The 15,748-nt window shown below is 60.3% G+C and carries 14 protein-coding genes and 1 rRNA gene; 11 read left to right on the forward strand and 4 right to left on the reverse strand.

What is annotated here, in order from left to right:
• Together EGI20_RS12510 and EGI20_RS12515 are read left to right on the forward strand one after the other, a co-directional pair.
• The coding region (locus EGI20_RS12510) for an NAD(P)(+) transhydrogenase (Re/Si-specific) subunit beta (RefSeq protein ID WP_498631848.1) at positions 1-827 on the forward strand (827 nt) is incomplete at its 5' end.
• Between the two features lie 129 nt (positions 828-956).
• Positions 957-1,592, forward strand: a complete 636-nt coding sequence (locus EGI20_RS12515) for a DUF4377 domain-containing protein (RefSeq protein WP_498631850.1) — start codon at positions 957-959, stop codon at positions 1,590-1,592.
• Between the two features lie 401 nt (positions 1,593-1,993).
• On the opposite strand, the gene EGI20_RS12520 is transcribed toward EGI20_RS12515, so the two are convergent.
• A complete protein-coding gene (locus tag EGI20_RS12520; protein ID WP_498631852.1) occupies positions 1,994-2,566 on the reverse strand; it encodes a YqiA/YcfP family alpha/beta fold hydrolase in 573 nt (190 codons plus the stop codon).
• A 157-nt stretch (positions 2,567-2,723) separates the two neighbouring features.
• Here EGI20_RS12520 and metH point away from each other — a divergent pair, with 157 nt between their 5' ends.
• Both metH and EGI20_RS12530 read left to right on the forward strand, forming a co-directional pair.
• On the forward strand, positions 2,724-6,446 hold the full coding sequence (metH, locus tag EGI20_RS12525) for a methionine synthase (RefSeq protein ID WP_498631854.1): 3,723 nt from the start codon (positions 2,724-2,726) through the stop codon (positions 6,444-6,446).
• An 80-nt stretch (positions 6,447-6,526) separates the two neighbouring features.
• Positions 6,527-7,153, forward strand: coding sequence for a LysE family translocator (locus EGI20_RS12530; RefSeq protein ID WP_124736724.1), 627 nt, complete (start codon positions 6,527-6,529; stop codon positions 7,151-7,153).
• 4 nt (positions 7,154-7,157) lie between these two features.
• On the opposite strand, the gene EGI20_RS12535 is transcribed toward EGI20_RS12530, so the two are convergent.
• Positions 7,158-7,790: an exopolysaccharide biosynthesis protein gene (locus EGI20_RS12535; RefSeq protein ID WP_498631857.1), complete on the reverse strand. Its 633-nt coding sequence runs from the start codon at positions 7,788-7,790 to the stop codon at positions 7,158-7,160.
• A 157-nt stretch (positions 7,791-7,947) separates the two neighbouring features.
• Between EGI20_RS12535 and EGI20_RS12540 the strand changes: the two genes are divergently transcribed.
• Both EGI20_RS12540 and EGI20_RS12545 read left to right on the forward strand, forming a co-directional pair.
• Positions 7,948-8,544 carry an HdeD family acid-resistance protein gene (locus tag EGI20_RS12540; RefSeq protein ID WP_498631859.1) on the forward strand — a complete coding sequence of 199 codons (597 nt, stop codon included), beginning with the start codon at positions 7,948-7,950 and terminating at the stop codon, positions 8,542-8,544.
• A 134-nt stretch (positions 8,545-8,678) separates the two neighbouring features.
• On the forward strand, positions 8,679-8,891 hold the full coding sequence (locus tag EGI20_RS12545; RefSeq protein WP_124736721.1) for an HP1242/YdcH family protein: 213 nt from the start codon (positions 8,679-8,681) through the stop codon (positions 8,889-8,891).
• 44 nt (positions 8,892-8,935) lie between these two features.
• On the opposite strand, the gene EGI20_RS12550 is transcribed toward EGI20_RS12545, so the two are convergent.
• Entirely contained in the window at positions 8,936-10,792 is a 1,857-nt protein-coding gene (locus tag EGI20_RS12550; RefSeq protein ID WP_498631861.1) for an ABC transporter ATP-binding protein, read from the reverse strand.
• 81 nt (positions 10,793-10,873) lie between these two features.
• Positions 10,874-11,188: a N(4)-acetylcytidine aminohydrolase gene (gene yqfB, locus EGI20_RS12555; RefSeq protein WP_498631863.1), complete on the reverse strand. Its 315-nt coding sequence runs from the start codon at positions 11,186-11,188 to the stop codon at positions 10,874-10,876.
• A gap of 184 nt (positions 11,189-11,372) precedes the next feature.
• Here yqfB and EGI20_RS12560 point away from each other — a divergent pair, with 184 nt between their 5' ends.
• The 5 genes from EGI20_RS12560 to EGI20_RS12580 form a co-directional block, all read left to right on the forward strand.
• On the forward strand, positions 11,373-12,389 hold the full coding sequence (locus EGI20_RS12560) for a class I SAM-dependent rRNA methyltransferase (RefSeq protein WP_160798375.1): 1,017 nt from the start codon (positions 11,373-11,375) through the stop codon (positions 12,387-12,389).
• A gap of 49 nt (positions 12,390-12,438) precedes the next feature.
• On the forward strand, positions 12,439-12,939 hold the full coding sequence (locus EGI20_RS12565; RefSeq protein WP_124736717.1) for a YgjP-like metallopeptidase domain-containing protein: 501 nt from the start codon (positions 12,439-12,441) through the stop codon (positions 12,937-12,939).
• Between the two features lie 199 nt (positions 12,940-13,138).
• Positions 13,139-13,675: an ATP-dependent protease subunit HslV gene (gene hslV / locus EGI20_RS12570; RefSeq protein WP_160798379.1), complete on the forward strand. Its 537-nt coding sequence runs from the start codon at positions 13,139-13,141 to the stop codon at positions 13,673-13,675.
• A 57-nt stretch (positions 13,676-13,732) separates the two neighbouring features.
• Complete coding sequence (hslU, locus tag EGI20_RS12575) at positions 13,733-15,076, forward strand: ATP-dependent protease ATPase subunit HslU (protein ID WP_124736715.1); 1,344 nt, start codon at positions 13,733-13,735, stop codon at positions 15,074-15,076.
• 442 nt (positions 15,077-15,518) lie between these two features.
• Positions 15,519-15,748: ribosomal RNA gene (locus EGI20_RS12580) — 16S ribosomal RNA — on the forward strand; the annotation flags it as partial.

Raw genomic sequence — 15,748 nt, forward strand, 5'->3', positions numbered from 1 at the left:
TCCTCGCCATGGTGGCAGTGGCGCTGGTGCTGGGTGTGACACTGATCATCCCGATCGGCGGTGCCGACATGCCGGTGGTGGTGTCGATGCTGAACTCATACTCGGGCTGGGCGGCAGCCGGTATCGGTTTCACCCTGAACAACCCGGTGCTGATCATCGCCGGTGCCTGCGTCGGCGCCTCCGGTGCCATCCTGTCCTACATCATGTGCAAGGCGATGAACCGCTCCATCGTATCGGTGCTGCTGGGTGGCTTCGGTGCCGAAGCGGCCGCTGGCGGCGGCGCGGCTTCCGGCCCGAAGAACTACAAGTCCGGTTCGGCTGAAGACGCTGCCTTCCTGATGAGCAACGCCGACAGCGTGATCATCGTGCCGGGCTATGGCCTGGCGGTGTCGCGTGCCCAGCATGCGCTGCAGGAATTTGCCAACTTGCTGACCGAGAAGGGTGTCAATGTGCGCTACGCCATCCACCCGGTGGCTGGTCGTATGCCGGGGCATATGAACGTGCTGTTGGCGGAAGCCGAAGTGCCGTACGAGCAGGTGCAGGAGATGGAGGAGATCAACTCCGACTTCGCCAACACCGACGTGGTGCTGGTGATCGGCGCCAACGACGTGGTCAACCCGGCTGCGCTGAAAGACAAGGCCAGCCCGATCTATGGCATGCCTATCTTGGAAGCGCACAAGGCGCGCACCGTGATCGTGGTCAAGCGTTCGATGAGCGTGGGTTACGCGGGTCTGGATAACGAACTCTTCTACATGGACAAGACCATGATGGTGTTCGGTGACGCCAAGAAGGTGGTCGAAGAGCTGGTCAAGGGCGTCGACCACTAAGCCCGTCTAGCAACAGATGTAAACAAAAGCCCGTCGCATTGCGACGGGCTTTTCGTTTATGCTGCGGCTCAACGCTATATTGCAACCAAGTCGTATCGAAATTATATCGGCGACTGAACAGGAGACATTATGACCCGTCATACCCTTATCGCCCTTTCCGCCGTCGCTGCCCTTTCTGCCTGTGCCAGCCAGGCCCCTTTGTCCGGCCAATGGCAGGCCGGCAGTGGTGAAGGCAAGACCACGCTGTCGCTGAAGGAAGGCATGCTCGCCGCCAGCGCCGGTTGCAACCGTCTGTTCGGGCCGGCTGAAATCAAGGATGGCCGTCTGGTGGTCGGCAATCTGGCCAGCACCATGATGATGTGCCCGCCCGAACTGATGCAAAAAGAAGAAGCCCTGAAAAAGTTGCTGGCAAGCAAGCCGCAAGTCGAGGCGCAAGCCGGCAAGCTGGTGATCAAGAGCGCGGCGCAGACGCTGGTGCTGGATGCCGCGCCTTCGCTTGAAGGCGGCAAGACCCGTTTCATCTATGTGATGGGCGAGACCAAGCCTTGCGTCGGTGTGGCGCCGACACAGTGTCTGCAGGTGCGTGAAGACAAGGCGCAGCCGTGGCAGAACTATCACGGCCAGATCGAAGGCTTTACGCCGGAAGCGGGCCTGAACTACCGCCTGCGTATCAAGGAATTCGACATTGCCAACCCGCCGGCAGACGCACCGTCCAAGCGCTGGGTGCTGGACATGGTGGTCGAGTCCGAAGTGGTTAAGCCTTAATTGCAAGTGCAATGAATGCCAAACCCGCATGCAGCCTGATGGCCGTATGCGGGTTTTTTTGCGATGTCCCAATTCCAAGTTGGCACACATGAGTTTTGGATTTTGTGTCCGCTGCGCGGACGTTTTTTACTTGCCGCTTCCGCGCGGCGAGCGGGCAGGGGCCGGACGCGCCCGGCCCCTTGCATCCCCGGCGCCCCCGAAGTCTCGCGAAACCCCGGCGCAAAACCCTCTGGCGAGGCGCTGGCCAACTCGCGATTCGCTAGCGTCGAATCGCTCAAACAAAGGCCAGCTTAAGACCTCGCCAGAGGATTTTGCACCGGCGCGAGCCTAACGGGGATGGGTTGCTGACGCATGCATGCGCGCTAAGCATAAGTACCAAACCCAAGCGGGCATTGCCTTGTTTACGGTGCGGACAGGGCAAAGCGGGCCAAGGTTGGCAGCAATGCCGGCCAGCGCGCCAGCCTGTGGTCATCCCCGTTCAAGACCGTCATGCGACAGCCGGCGTAATGGCGCGCCGCCTCGCGCCAATCCAGTATTTCATCGTGCGAGCCTTGCACCAGCCAGTAGCGCGCAGCTTGCGGTGTGGCGACAAACATCTGTAGCAATGCCTGGCGGTCTGCGTCACCCAGTATGAAACGCTCGCCGTTGTACGGGTTCAGCTGCTCGCCGCCAAAAGCAGAAAAATGGTCGAATGGCCGCACCGACGGGTTGATCAGCACCGCCTTGAGTCCGTAGCGTTCGGCCAGTGCCGTGGCGTAGAAGCCGCCCAGGCTGCTGCCAATCAATAGCGGCTTTTCGCTCAGGCTTTCGATCAGCCCGGCCGCCTGTTGCAGCGCTTGCGCGGGGTAGGGCGACAGTGCGGGGCAGAGCAGGGTGGTGTCTGGCTGGTGGGCGGCCAGATAGTCGCGGGTTTCGCTGACCTTGAGCGAGCCGGGGCCGGATTTGAAACCGTGCAGATAGAGCCAGTTAGGCATGGTATGTACCGGGTGCGGGATGGGCGGGCGGGTATGCCATGGCCTGCGGCCAGCCGTTGCATCCTGATAATCAAATGTTCTAAGGCGGCCTGACAATCAGCCTAATCATGATGATAAGATAGACGGCAATAAAAACTACCGCCGACAGCATCGCATTATGAAGCCAGCCCATACCGATCATCCAGCCTACCAGGCACTTGCCCACCGTATCCTGATCCTTGATGGCGGCATGGGTACCATGATCCAGCGCCATGCGCTGGAAGAGGCCGACTATCGCGGCGCACGCTTTGCCGGCTGGGGTCACGACGTCAAGGGCAATAACGATCTGCTGGTACTGACCCGGCCCGACATTATCGGCGGCATTCATCAGGCTTATCTTGATGCCGGCGCCGATATTATCGAGACCAATACCTTTAACGCCACCTCCATCGCCATGGCCGACTACGGCATGGAGTCGCTGGTATGGGAGATGAACCGCGAGGCGGCGCGTCTGGTGCGCGAGCTGTGCGATGCCGAAACGGCAAAAAACCCGGCCAAGCCGCGCTTCTGCGCAGGCGTATTGGGGCCGACCAACCGCACCTGCTCGATCAGTCCCGACGTCAACGACCCGGGCTACCGCAACGTCAGCTTCGACGAGCTGGTAGAGGCGTACACCGAGGCGATCGACGGCCTGGTAGCCGGCGGCGCGCATTTCCTGCTGGTCGAAACCATTTTCGACACGCTCAACGCCAAGGCGGCGGTGTTCGCCATCCATCGCTATTTCGATGCGCGCCCGGACGTGGCGCGCCTGCCTATCATGGTCTCGGGCACCATCACCGACCAGTCGGGCCGCACGCTGACCGGGCAGACCACCGAGGCGTTCTACAACAGCCTGTCCCACGCCGAAGCGATGAGTTATGGCCTTAACTGCGCACTGGGGCCGGACCTGCTGCGCCCCTATGTGGAAGAAATGGCGCGCATTTCGGCCAGCTTCGTGTCGGTACACGCCAACGCCGGCCTGCCCAATGCCTTCGGCGGCTACGATTTGTCGCCAACCGAGATGGGGCAGGCGGTACGCGAGTGGGCCGAATCCGGCCTGATCAATATCGTCGGCGGCTGCTGCGGTACCACGCCCGAGCATATTGCGGCCATCGCGCAGGCGGTGGATGGCGTCGCGCCGCGTGCGCTGCCGGCGATCGAGCCCAAGTGCCGGCTGTCCGGTCTCGAGCCATTCAATATCGGCGACCACGACCTGTTCGTGAACGTGGGCGAGCGCACCAACGTCACCGGCTCCAAGGCTTTTGCCAAGCTGATCCTCAATGGCGACTACGCCACTGCGCTGGATGTGGCGCGCCAGCAGGTGGTCAACGGCGCGCAGATCATCGATATCAATATGGACGAGGGCATGCTGGACGCGCACGCGGCCATGGTGCGCTTCCTCAACCTGATCGCTGCCGAGCCCGATATCGCACGCGTGCCCATCATGATCGACTCGTCCAAGTGGGAGGTGATCGAGGCCGGGCTCAAGTGCATACAGGGCAAGGGCATCGTCAACTCGATCTCGATGAAGGAGGGGGTGGACAAGTTTGTCGAGCAGGCTCGCTTGCTGCGCCGCTATGGCGCGGCGGTGATCGTGATGGCTTTTGACGAGCAGGGCCAGGCCGATACCTATGCGCGCAAGATCGAGATCTGCGAGAAGAGCTACCGCATCCTGGTCGACGAAGTCGGCTTCCCGCCAGAAGACATCATCTTCGACCCCAATATTTTTGCGGTGGCGACCGGCATCGAAGAGCACACCCGCTACGGCCTCGACTTTATCGAGGCTACCGGCTGGATCAAGCAAAACCTGCCGCACGCCAAGATTTCCGGCGGCGTCTCCAATGTCTCATTCAGCTTCCGCGGCAACAACAAGGTGCGCGAGGCGATCCATGCGGTGTTCCTCTATCACGCCATCCAGCGCGGCATGACCATGGGCATCGTCAACGCCGGCGCCCTGGAGGTATACGACGAGGTCGACCCGGTATTGCGCGAGCGTATCGAGGACGTGGTGCTGGTGCGCGGCGCGGACATGGTGGCGGTGACCGAGGCGCTGATCGCGCTGGCGGAAAGCTTCCGCGGTGACGCCAAGGTCGGCAAGGGTGAAGACCTAGCCTGGCGCGAATTGCCGGTAGAAAAACGTCTCGAGCACGCGCTGATCAAGGGCATTACCACCTATATCGTCGAAGACACCGAAGAAGTGCGCCTCAAGTGCGCGCGCCCTATCCATGTGATCGAAGGCCCGCTGATGGACGGCATGAATGTGGTCGGCGACCTGTTCGGTGCCGGCAAGATGTTCCTGCCGCAGGTGGTGAAGTCGGCGCGGGTGATGAAGGCGGCAGTGGCACACCTGGAGCCGTTTATCGAGGAAGAAAAGATCCGCATGGGCCTGGCCGACGCGCCGGCCAAGGGCGTGATCGTGATGGCGACGGTCAAGGGTGATGTGCACGATATCGGCAAGAACATCGTCGGCGTGGTGCTGCGCTGTAACAACTATCAAGTCATCGATCTGGGCGTAATGGTGTCGTGCCAGAAGATCCTCGATACTGCGCGCGAGGTTGGCGCCGACATCATCGGTCTGTCCGGCCTGATCACGCCATCTCTGGAAGAAATGAGCCATGTCGCCAAGGAAATGCAGCGCCAGGGCTTCACCATTCCGCTGCTGATCGGCGGCGCCACCACCAGCCGCGTGCATACCGCGGTCAAGATCGCGCCGCATTACAGCGGCCCGGTCATCTATGTGGCCGATGCCAGCCGCGCGGTCGGCGTGTGTTCCAACCTGCTGTCCGATACCTTGTGCGATGCTTTTGTTGCCGAAGTGGCGGCAGATTACGCCAAGGCGCGCGCCATCCATGAAGGGCGCGGCGAGGCGAAGCTGCTGTCCATCGCAGACGCGCGCGCGCACGGCTTCAAGGCCGACTGGGACAGCTACACGCCGCCGGTGCCGCAGTGGCTGGGCGTGCGCCGTTTTGAACACTACCCGCTGTCCGAGATCGCGCGCTATATCGACTGGACGCCGTTCTTCCAGAGCTGGGAGCTGGCTGGGCGCTATCCGGCCATTCTCGAAGACGAAGTGGTCGGCGAGTCGGCGAAGAGCCTGTTTGCCGACGCACAGGCGATGCTGGCGCAAATCATCGACGGCAACTGGCTATCCGCCAATGCCGTGCTCGGCCTGTTCCCGGCCGCGAGCGTCAATCACGACGATATCGAGATCTATGATCCGGAGTCCGGTGCGCTGCGCATGAGCTGGACCGGCTTGCGCCAGCAGCTGGTCAAGACCGACAAGGACGGCAACGGCAACCCGGACTGGGCGCTGGCCGACTTCATTGTTCCACGTGAAACCGGCAAGGCCGACTATATCGGCGCCTTCGCCGTCACCGCCGGCATCGGTATTGATGAGCATGTGGCGCGTTTCGAAGCGGCCAACGATGACTACTCGGCCATCCTGCTGAAAGCCCTGGCCGACCGTCTGGCCGAGGCCTTCGCCGAGCTGATGCATCACCGCGTGCGCACCGAGTTCTGGGGCTACGCCGCAGATGAGGATCTGGCCAACGAGGCGCTGATAGACGAGGCCTACCGCGGCATCCGTCCGGCACCGGGCTATCCGGCGTGCCCGGATCATACGGTGAAGAAGGCGCTGTTCGAGTTGCTGGACGCGCCGGGCATAGGCATGAGCCTGACCGAAGGCTACGCCATGCTGCCAACCGCCGCCGTGTCCGGCTTCTACTTCAGCCACCCGGACAGCCGCTACTTCGGCATCGGCAAGCTTGGCCGCGATCAGGTCGCCGATTATGCCGAGCGCCGTGGCGTCAGCATCGAGCAGGCCGAGCGCGACCTCGCACCCAACCTCGGCTATAGCGCCTGAGGCTAGCCGCGGCCGCCGGCTGCGGCTTACACGACAATAAAAGCGCGGGCACAGACCCGCGCAAGGCAGGGGAGAAACCGATGTTTCCGTTTGAAGTGTGGCTCGCGTATACCGCGGCCTGTGTATTGCTGATTGTCTCGCCGGGGCCGGATAACCTGCTCGCGATCGGGCGTGGCCTGAGCCAGGGCTGGCGGGCGGCGCTGGTGTCTTCGCTTGCTTCCGGCGCCGGCATCCTGTTCCACGTGCTGCTCGCCACCTGCGGGCTGACGCTGCTGATGAAGACGTCGATGCTGGTGTTTTGGATCGTCAAGGGCCTCGGCGCCGGCTACCTCGTGTGGCTGGGTATCAAGGCCTTGCGTACGCGTTCCCTGATCAGCTTCGAGCCGGCCGCACGTCAGCCGATGCGGGCGATCTTCCTGTCCGGCCTGCTCTCGGCCGTGCTCAACCCCAAGCCCGGTTTGTTCGTGCTGGCATTCATCCCGCAGTTCGTCAGCCCGGCGCGCGGCGACGCCAGCGTGCAGATGCTGATCTACGGCGCGTGGTTTGCCGCGCTCACCTGTGTCGTGTTCGCGCTGATGGGTGCGTTCGCGTCGCGCCTAGCTGGCCTGTTGCAGGCGCGGCCACGGGTGGTCGCCGGTCTCAATATCGGTGCCGGCAGTGCCTTCGTCGCCGCCGGCCTGTCGGTCGCCACGCTGAGCAACAAGTAAGGTTCTACAGGCGCTGCAGCCAGTCTGTCGCGCCTGCCACGCCGGCCTGTCCGGCGACGGAAAGTCCCCACCACATGGCGGCGGTGCTGGCGGCGCCCAGCAGCGTCATGCCGTAACCGGCGGCCAGCAGTGCGCCATCGCGCACGCGCAGCCCCAGCGTCAACAGCACGATGGCGGCGGCCGGAATCACATTGTCGAAACTCACCAGCGGTACCGGCGTCAGTAGCGCGAGACCTGCCACGGCCAGCATCAGCGTATTGCCGGCGCGCATGCGGCTGCCCGACAGGGCCAGCCAGCGCGGGCGCGATACATGCGGCAGCCAGCCAAACAGGCGCGCCTGCAGCCTGTCCATGCCGCGCACCAGCGCGTCCGGCAGCGTGCGTTCGGCCAGAAAACCGGGCAGGGAGAGGGCGCGCTGTTGCAGATGCGCCAGCGCCAGCGCGACGGTGATCAGCCCCAACGTGGTCGACATGCCGGGCAGGGCGACCGGGATCAGCATGGGCAGCGCCAATAGTGCAATGCGGTCCAGTTGCTGGCGCGGCTGGCGACCGAGGGCATCGGCTACGCGCTGTCCGCTTTGCGGTGCGGGTAAGGCCAGAATGCGTGGCCATAAGGCCGAACGGCGGGCTTGGGGCATGATGGACCCTGAGACGAGAATGCAGAGAAAGAGCCGGGGAGACGGCTTTAGTTCCCTCTAGTATGCCATTTATGTGATGGCTGAGTCCGGCAGCTGAATGTCAGACGTCTATAACAGAACAATCGCGAATTGAATGTTTAGACATTAGGAGATTTTCATGTCCCGGCTTCCCTATTCAGTGCAGTTGTTCGGCAGCCTGACCCGTTACTGGCCGGGCTTGTTGGCGGTCGGCGTGCTTTACCTGATCGGTGGTTCTATCGGCTTGTTTGCCAGCGTGGCTTACACCATAGGTGCAGTACTGGTGGCCGGCGCTTTGCTGGTGGCAGCCTCTGCACTCAAGCTCTATAGCGCGGTGTTTCATGGTGCAGGCTGGAGGGGGCGCAGCATCGCCATTTTGACGGCGCTGATGTATCTGGCGGCAGGCGCTTTGATGGTGTTGCAGCCGCTGGCCGCCGCCGCGTGGCTGACCCTGATCATGGGCGGATTTTTGCTGGCGGTCGGTTTTATGCGTGCTGTCAATGGTGTGCAGCACAGGCCGGAGCAAGGCTGGGGCTGGGTGGTGGCCGGAGGCGTGTTTTCCATGCTGTTTGGCCTTTACCTGCTTGCCAGCTGGCCGGTGTCGGCTTTGTGGCTGATCGGGCTGGCCGTCAGCTTCGAGCTGATTTTTGATGGCTGGGCTGCGGTATTCATGGCTTTGGCTGCACGCCGTGTCCATGCCGAAATCAGCAAGCAGGAGCAGAGTAAGGCATCGTGAGACGACTGTTTGAGCCAGATCAAGCAAACGCGGTTTGAAACGATGGGCTGACGGATTTTTTTCGCCTGCCCGTGTTATGCTAAAGCCATAGCAAGATTAATAAAACGGCAACCATCATTGATCAAGGAGTAACCATGTTTCCAGAATACCGCGAACTGATTTCCAAGCTGAAAACCGAAGACGCCCACTTTTCCCGCCTGTTCGATGAGCACAATGATCTGGACCAGAAGATCAAGAATGTCGAAGCCAATATCGAGCTGGCTAGCGCTGTAGAGCTGGAAACGCTGAAAAAGCAGAAGCTGCAGCTGAAGGATGCCTTGTACGAGATCCTGAAAAAAGCGGCCTGAGGCCGGCATTGAAAAAACCCGCCTGAGGCGGGTTTTTTTATTGGCTATGTCGTCAATGTACTTTCGTCCTCTCCGGCTTCCTCGCCGAGGAAACCGCCACTCTGGTGTGCCCATAGCCGCGCATACAGGCCTTTTTGTGCCAGCAACTGGTTGTGTGTACCTTGCTCCACGATATGCCCCTGATCCAGCACCACCAGCCTGTCCATGGCGGCGATGGTCGACAGGCGGTGGGCGATGGCGACCACGGTCTTGCCCTCCATCAGCCGGTACAGGCTGCCCTGAATGGCGGCTTCGACTTCGCTGTCCAGTGCGCTGGTGGCTTCGTCCAGCAGCAGGATGGGAGCGTCTTTCAGCATTACGCGGGCAATGGCGATGCGCTGGCGCTGTCCGCCGGACAGCTTGACCCCGCGCTCGCCGACATGGGCATCGTAGCCAGTGCGTTGCTTGGGGTCGCTCAGGCTCTGGATAAAGTCATGCGCTTCGGCGCGTTGTGCTGCGCTGACCATTTCGTCATCACCTGCATCCGGTCTGCCGTATAGCAGATTGTCGCGTACCGAGCGGTGCAGCAGCGAGGTATCCTGCGTCACCATGCCGACTTGTGCGCGCAAGCTGTCCTGCGTGACCGTACGGATATCCTGACCGTCGATCAGGATGCGGCCTTGTTCGACATCGTAAAAGCGCAGCAGCAGATTGACGATGGTGGACTTGCCGGCACCGCTGCGCCCGACCAGACCGATTTTTTCACCCGGGCGTATGGTCAGCGTCAGCTGGTCGATGACCTTGCGCTCGCCGCCATAGGCAAAACCCACGTTTTCAAAACGCACTTCACCATGCGTCACTTTCAGTGGCTGCGCGCCGCTCTGATCATTGATCGCGACCGGGCGTGCCAGTGTGTTGATGCCGTCCTGAACCGTGCCGATATGCTCGAACAGGCTGGACATCTCCCACATGATCCAGTGCGAAATGCCGTTCAGCCGCAGCGCCATTGCCGTGGCCGCCGCCACCGCGCCGATACCGACATTGCCCTGCGTCCACAGCCATAGCGAGACGCCGGCCGTGCTGGCGATCAGCAGCATGCTGGTCAGGTGGTTGATGACTTCAAAACCGCTGACCAGGCGCATCTGGCTGTGCACGGTCAGCATGAATTCCTGCATGGCGCTTTTGGCAAAGCCGGCTTCGCGCTGGGCATGGCTGAATAATTTGATGGTCGAAATATTGGTGTAGGCATCGGTGATGCGCCCGGCCATCAGGCTGCGCGCATCGGCCTGACGGCTGGCGGCCTTGCCCAGACGCGGCACGAAAAAAGCCAGCGTGGCGATATACAGCACGAGCCAGCCAAGAAAAGGCAGCAGCAGGACAAGGTCGAAGCTGCCGACCACGGCGGTCATGGTGATGAAGTAAATCACCACGAATACCATGATGTCGCACACGATCATTACGGTATCGCGCACAGCCAGCGCGGTCTGCATCACTTTGGCCGAAACGCGGCCGGAGAATTCGTCCTGATAGAAATGCATGCTCTGGCCGAGCAGGTGGCGGTGATAGTTCCAGCGCAAGCGCATCGGGAAGTTGCCGAACAGGCCCTGATACTTGCACATGGCTTGCAGGGCAACCAAGAGGGGGCTGGCCATCAGGATGGCGAACAGCAGCAGCAATTTGTCGCGCTCCTGCTGCCACAAGGTCGACGGGCTGGCATGGCTGAGCCAGTCGACCACCGAGCCCAGCATGGAGAACAGCAAGGCTTCAAAAGCGCCGATGCTGGCGGTCAGTATGATCACGCCGGCAATCAGGGGGCGCATGCCGGCGGTAGCCGACCAGACAAAGGGGAAAAAGCCCTTGGGCGGTTGTGCCGCCGGGCTATCCGGATAGGGATTGACCCTTTTTTCAAACCAGCTAAACAAGACAGTCTCCGTTTCAGTGTCGCCGCCTGGCGATGGCACTGATTATATGGGTGGAATACCTGCCTGTTATTGTACTGGCGTTTACTGTGCGGTGACTTCGAAGCGGATCGGCCAGAAAGCGTCCTGGCCGGGGTAGATATCGGCGATCACCTGACGCAACTCGGGCAGGCTCATGTTTTCTTGCTGCGCGTGTTCTTCGTTGAAGTCAGCCAGCGCCAGCGGGCTGATTTCCAGCACGCGCAACTGGCAAAACCAGCGGTCGTCTTCAAAAGTATGGACTTCCAGCAGTTCGCCAGGCTTAGGCCAGGATTCGCTGTCGTCGCGGATGGTAATGGTTTTACGCCCGGCCAGAATGTCGGGAATGAAGCGGGAAAAGAAGGTAAATTTGCGGTTCATGATTGTCGCCTTGGCTGGTGTCCGGGGCCGGTGTCGCTGACGGTGCAGTATGTGCCGGACCAAACAAAACCGGCATAGTACCCCGCTTGACCCTGTCGCAGAGTACAATGCCGCGCCACCCGAAAGGAAGATGACGTCCGCGCCTCTCTCCAGCCGGCCCGATTATCCTTTAAAGGGAGCTTGCATGCATACCGAACTGAATGAACTGTTACAAAGCGCCAGCAGCGCACGTGCCGAACTGGCCGCCCAGCTCACCGCCGAAGGCACCAATACCTGGCGCCTGTTCCACGGCAGCGTGGAAGGCCGTCCGGGCCTGACCATAGACCGCTACGGCGATCTGGTATTGATCCAGACTTTCCATACGCCATTGGCTGAAGGCGAAGAGGCGGCGATTGCCGACTTTTTCCGCGCTGCCATCCCTGAGCTGGTAACGGTATACAACGACCGCAGCGCCGGCAATTCGCGCATTGCCAATGAGCTTGGCGGTGCCGAGCTGGAGGCTGCCGAAGCCGCGCACATTGCACGCGAGATGGGTGTTGATTACTACATCCAGGGGCGTCATGCCGGGCAAGACCCGTGGCTATTCCTCGATTTGCGCGCCGGACGCCGCCGCGTGATGGAGCTGGCAGCCGGCAAGACCGTGCTTAACCTGTTCTCTTATACCTGCGGCGTGGGCCTGGCTGCGGCCAAGGCCGGAGCCAGCTTTGTAATGAATGTGGATTTTGCCGAGTCCAGTCTGGCTGTCGGCCGTGCCAATGCCAAGATGAACGCCTTGCCGACCCGTCCGCGTTTCCTGCATAGCGATGCTTTTGCTGCCTTGCGCCAGCTTGCCGGCCTGGGTCAGGCCAAGTTCGTGCGCGGCAAGCGCATGCCTCCGTTCCCCGAACTTGAGCCGCGCCAGTTCGATCTGGTCTTCCTGGATCCGCCACGCTATGCCAAGAGCCCGTTCGGCGTGGTCGATCTGGTGAATGACTATTCGGCGCTGTTCAAGCCGGCACTGCTGGCAACCGCCGAAGGCGGCACGCTGATCTGCTGCAATAATGTGGCACAGGTTGATCGCGATGCCTGGCTGGATCAGTTGCAGCGCAGTGCAGCCAAGGCCGGCCGTCCGATTCGTGCCGCACAGTGGATCATGCCCGAAGCCGACTTCCCGAGCAGCGATGGCAACCCGCCGCTGAAAATGGTGCAGTTGTCGGTTTGATTCTGTTCTACGCCGGGCCGTCTGGCCCGGCTTTTATCCGTTTGCCTCCATGTCCGAATTGAAGTACCTGCAACACTACGCGCCTGAACTGCAGGCACGCGTGCGCGCCCTGATGGACGCCGGCTCGCTGGGCGAGGTCATTACCGGCAAATACCCCGGGCGCCATGACATCCAGACCGACAAAGCCTTGTATCAGTACGTCGGCGAGCTGAAGCAGCGCTATCTGAAAAGCGTACCGGCGCTGGCCAAGGTTATGTACGACAACCAGATGGATCTGGTGCGCGGCACCTTGGGCACGCAAACCCAGATTTCGCGGGTGCAGGGCAACCGCCTCAAAAGCAAGAACGAGGTGCGCATTGCCGCGCTGTTTCGCGAAGCACCCGAGCCTTTTCTGCGCATGATCGTGGTACACGAGCTGGCACACCTGAAGGAAAAGCAGCACGACAAGGCGTTTTACAAGCTGTGTTGCCATATGGACGCCGACTATCACCAGCTGGAATTCGATATGCGCTTGTGGCTGACCTGGCGCGACATGAAAACGGACGCCTGAGTCCGTTTTTTTGCTTCTTCTTTTTCTTTTAGCCCTCATCTTCCGTCCGTCCCCAGCAGATTCTTGCTTGTTGTTCCGTATGGCCTGGGTTTGTTATCCGAGTCATGTCGATCTGCCTGCGCTTGCAATTTGAGCGCCTGCCAATATATAGAGAGAGCTGTCGTAATGACCGTGGCAGCTCTTCTTATCGGGAATCAATATGCAGCAGTTTGACGGAACCACCATTATTTCTGTCCGTCGCGGCGAGCGCGTAGCGCTGGGCGGCGACGGGCAAGTGACGCTGGGCAATATCGTGATCAAGTCCACCGCGCGCAAAGTGCGCCGTCTGTATCACGACAAGGTGCTGGCCGGTTTTGCCGGCGGTACCGCCGATGCCTTTACTTTGTTCGAGCGCTTTGAAGCCAAGCTGGAAAAGCATCAGGGGCATCTGGTGCGCTCGGCGGTCGAGTTGGCCAAAGACTGGCGTACCGACCGCATGTTGCGCCGGCTGGAAGCCATGCTGATCGTGGCCGACCGCGACAGCACGCTGATCATTACCGGTAACGGCGACGTACTCGAGCCGGAGCAAGGCATTGCCGCCATCGGTTCGGGTGGCGCATTTGCCCAGTCGGCCGCGCGTGCGCTGTTCGAGAACACCGAACTTGATCCTGCCGTGGTCGTGAAGAAGTCGCTGGAAATCGCCGGCGACATCTGTATCTACACCAACCAGAATCATCTGATTGAAACCCTGGACTGAAAACGCGTGTGCTGATTGCACGCGCTAGTGCGCGGTAATCGCCCGAACGGAGTTTCCATGACTACCATGACCCCGCAGGAAATCGTCCACGAACTGGACAAGAACATCATCGGCCAGCACGCCGCCAAGCGTGCCGTCGCCATTGCCCTGCGCAACCGCTGGCGCCGCCAGCAAGTGGCGGAGCCGCTGCGTAGCGAAATCACACCCAAGAATATCCTGATGATAGGGCCGACCGGGGTGGGCAAGACCGAAATCGCCCGCCGTCTGGCCCGTCTGGCCAATGCGCCCTTTATCAAGGTCGAGGCGACCAAGTTTACCGAGGTCGGTTATGTCGGGCGTGACGTCGACACCATCATCCGCGATCTGGTGGAAGTGGCGTTGAAGGAAACCCGCGACAGCGCCATCAAGAAGAACCGTTATCGTGCCGAAGACGCGGCCGAGAACCGTATTCTTGATGTCCTGCTGCCGGGGCCGCGCCAGAGCCCGGGTTTCTTTGCCGACGAGCCTGCCCCAGCCGTAGAGAAGACGGAAGAGAACAGCACGCGGCAGAAATTCCGCAAAATGCTGCGTGAAGGCAAGCTGGACGAGAAGGAAATCGAAGTCGAGGTCGCCGCTGCGGCCCCCGCGATGAACATCATGGGCCCGCCGGGGATGGAAGACTTTACCGGCCAGCTGCAGTCGATGTTCCAGGGTCTGGGCGCAGGCAAGAAAAAAGCCAGCAAGATGACCGTGGCCGAAGCGCGTCGCGTGCTGATCGATGAAGAAGCCGCCAAGCTGGTGAATGAAGAAGAACTGCGCAGCGAAGCGCTGTCCAATGTCGAACAGAACGGCATCGTGTTCCTCGACGAGATCGACAAGGTGACTAGCCGCTCCGAAGGCAGTGGTGCCGATGTCTCGCGTGCCGGTGTGCAACGCGATCTGTTGCCGCTGGTCGAAGGCACCACGGTGACCACCAAGTACGGCATGGTCAAGACCGATCACATTCTGTTTATCGCATCGGGTGCTTTCCATCTGTCCAAGCCATCGGACCTGATTCCCGAGCTGCAGGGGCGCTTCCCGATCCGGGTCGAGCTGTCTTCGCTTTCGGTGGATGATTTCAATGCCATCCTTACCGGTACCGATGCCTGCCTGACCCGGCAGTATCAGGCACTGCTGGAAACCGAGGGCGTGGAACTGGCCTTTGTCGAGTCGGGTATTCGCCGTCTGGCCGAGATTGCCTGGCAGGTAAACGAGAAAACCGAGAATATCGGTGCGCGCCGCCTGTATACCGTGATGGAAAAGTTGCTGGAGGAAGTTTCCTTCGATGCCAAGGCGGGTGTGTGCGAAATCAATGCCGAGTATGTGGACAGCAAGCTGGAAATGGTTGCCCAGCGTGAAGATCTAGCGCGTTACGTGCTCTGATTGATAGGCGCTGCATGCTTAATGTTTAAAAAGCCGCACTTTGTGCGGCTTTTTATTTATCTTCCGGGTGAATGCCATATCAACTTTGTCTGAATATGGCTGATTTGGATATTGCAGCAGATGTTTAGATTAATGTTTGCCATGAATTTACTTGCGTAAGTATTTGATTAGTTTGTTTTTGTTTGTTTTTTGCTGTCAATAAATCATGAATGGCACTAACTTTTTTAAAGAATAAGCTTGACGCCTATTTCACGGTTCTGTATATTTCGCCTCCTCAGCTGACGACGCACACGAAACAAGCGGCGCGGCACTGCTCTTTAACAGAACGAACAACCGATAGGTGTGAGTGCTTGGCGATGCCAAACACTCGCACTGCAAGAAGATTGGAAACGTAAAGTTTCTTTGAACTTGCGTGCCAAAGTACGAAAAAAGCATAGAGATTGAACTGAAGAGTTTGATCCTGGCTCAGATTGAACGCTGGCGGCATGCTTTACACATGCAAGTCGAACGGTAACAGGGGCTTCGGCCTGCTGACGAGTGGCGAACGGGTGAGTAATGCGTCGGAACGTGCCAAGTAGTGGGGGATAACGCATCGAAAGGTGTGCTAATACCGCATACGCTCTGAGGAGGAAAGCAGGGGATCTTAGGACCTTGCGCTATTTGAGCGGCCGA

The sequence above is a fragment of the Aquitalea sp. S1-19 genome (genome assembly GCF_024343515.1).

What these genes read in the sequence shown, in the direction of transcription:
- EGI20_RS12515 (WP_498631850.1), top strand. Translation starts at nt 957, where the DNA reads ATGACCCGTCATACCCTTATCGCCCTTTCCGCCGTCGCTGCCCTTTCT.
- EGI20_RS12520 (WP_498631852.1), bottom strand. Translation starts at nt 2,566, where the DNA reads ATGCCTAACTGGCTCTATCTGCACGGTTTCAAATCCGGCCCCGGCTCG.
- metH (WP_498631854.1), top strand. Translation starts at nt 2,724, where the DNA reads ATGAAGCCAGCCCATACCGATCATCCAGCCTACCAGGCACTTGCCCAC.
- EGI20_RS12530 (WP_124736724.1), top strand. Translation starts at nt 6,527, where the DNA reads ATGTTTCCGTTTGAAGTGTGGCTCGCGTATACCGCGGCCTGTGTATTG.
- EGI20_RS12535 (WP_498631857.1), bottom strand. Translation starts at nt 7,790, where the DNA reads ATGCCCCAAGCCCGCCGTTCGGCCTTATGGCCACGCATTCTGGCCTTA.
- EGI20_RS12540 (WP_498631859.1), top strand. Translation starts at nt 7,948, where the DNA reads ATGTCCCGGCTTCCCTATTCAGTGCAGTTGTTCGGCAGCCTGACCCGT.
- EGI20_RS12545 (WP_124736721.1), top strand. Translation starts at nt 8,679, where the DNA reads ATGTTTCCAGAATACCGCGAACTGATTTCCAAGCTGAAAACCGAAGAC.
- yqfB (WP_498631863.1), bottom strand. Translation starts at nt 11,188, where the DNA reads ATGAACCGCAAATTTACCTTCTTTTCCCGCTTCATTCCCGACATTCTG.
- EGI20_RS12560 (WP_160798375.1), top strand. Translation starts at nt 11,373, where the DNA reads ATGCATACCGAACTGAATGAACTGTTACAAAGCGCCAGCAGCGCACGT.
- EGI20_RS12565 (WP_124736717.1), top strand. Translation starts at nt 12,439, where the DNA reads ATGTCCGAATTGAAGTACCTGCAACACTACGCGCCTGAACTGCAGGCA.
- hslV (WP_160798379.1), top strand. Translation starts at nt 13,139, where the DNA reads ATGCAGCAGTTTGACGGAACCACCATTATTTCTGTCCGTCGCGGCGAG.
- hslU (WP_124736715.1), top strand. Translation starts at nt 13,733, where the DNA reads ATGACTACCATGACCCCGCAGGAAATCGTCCACGAACTGGACAAGAAC.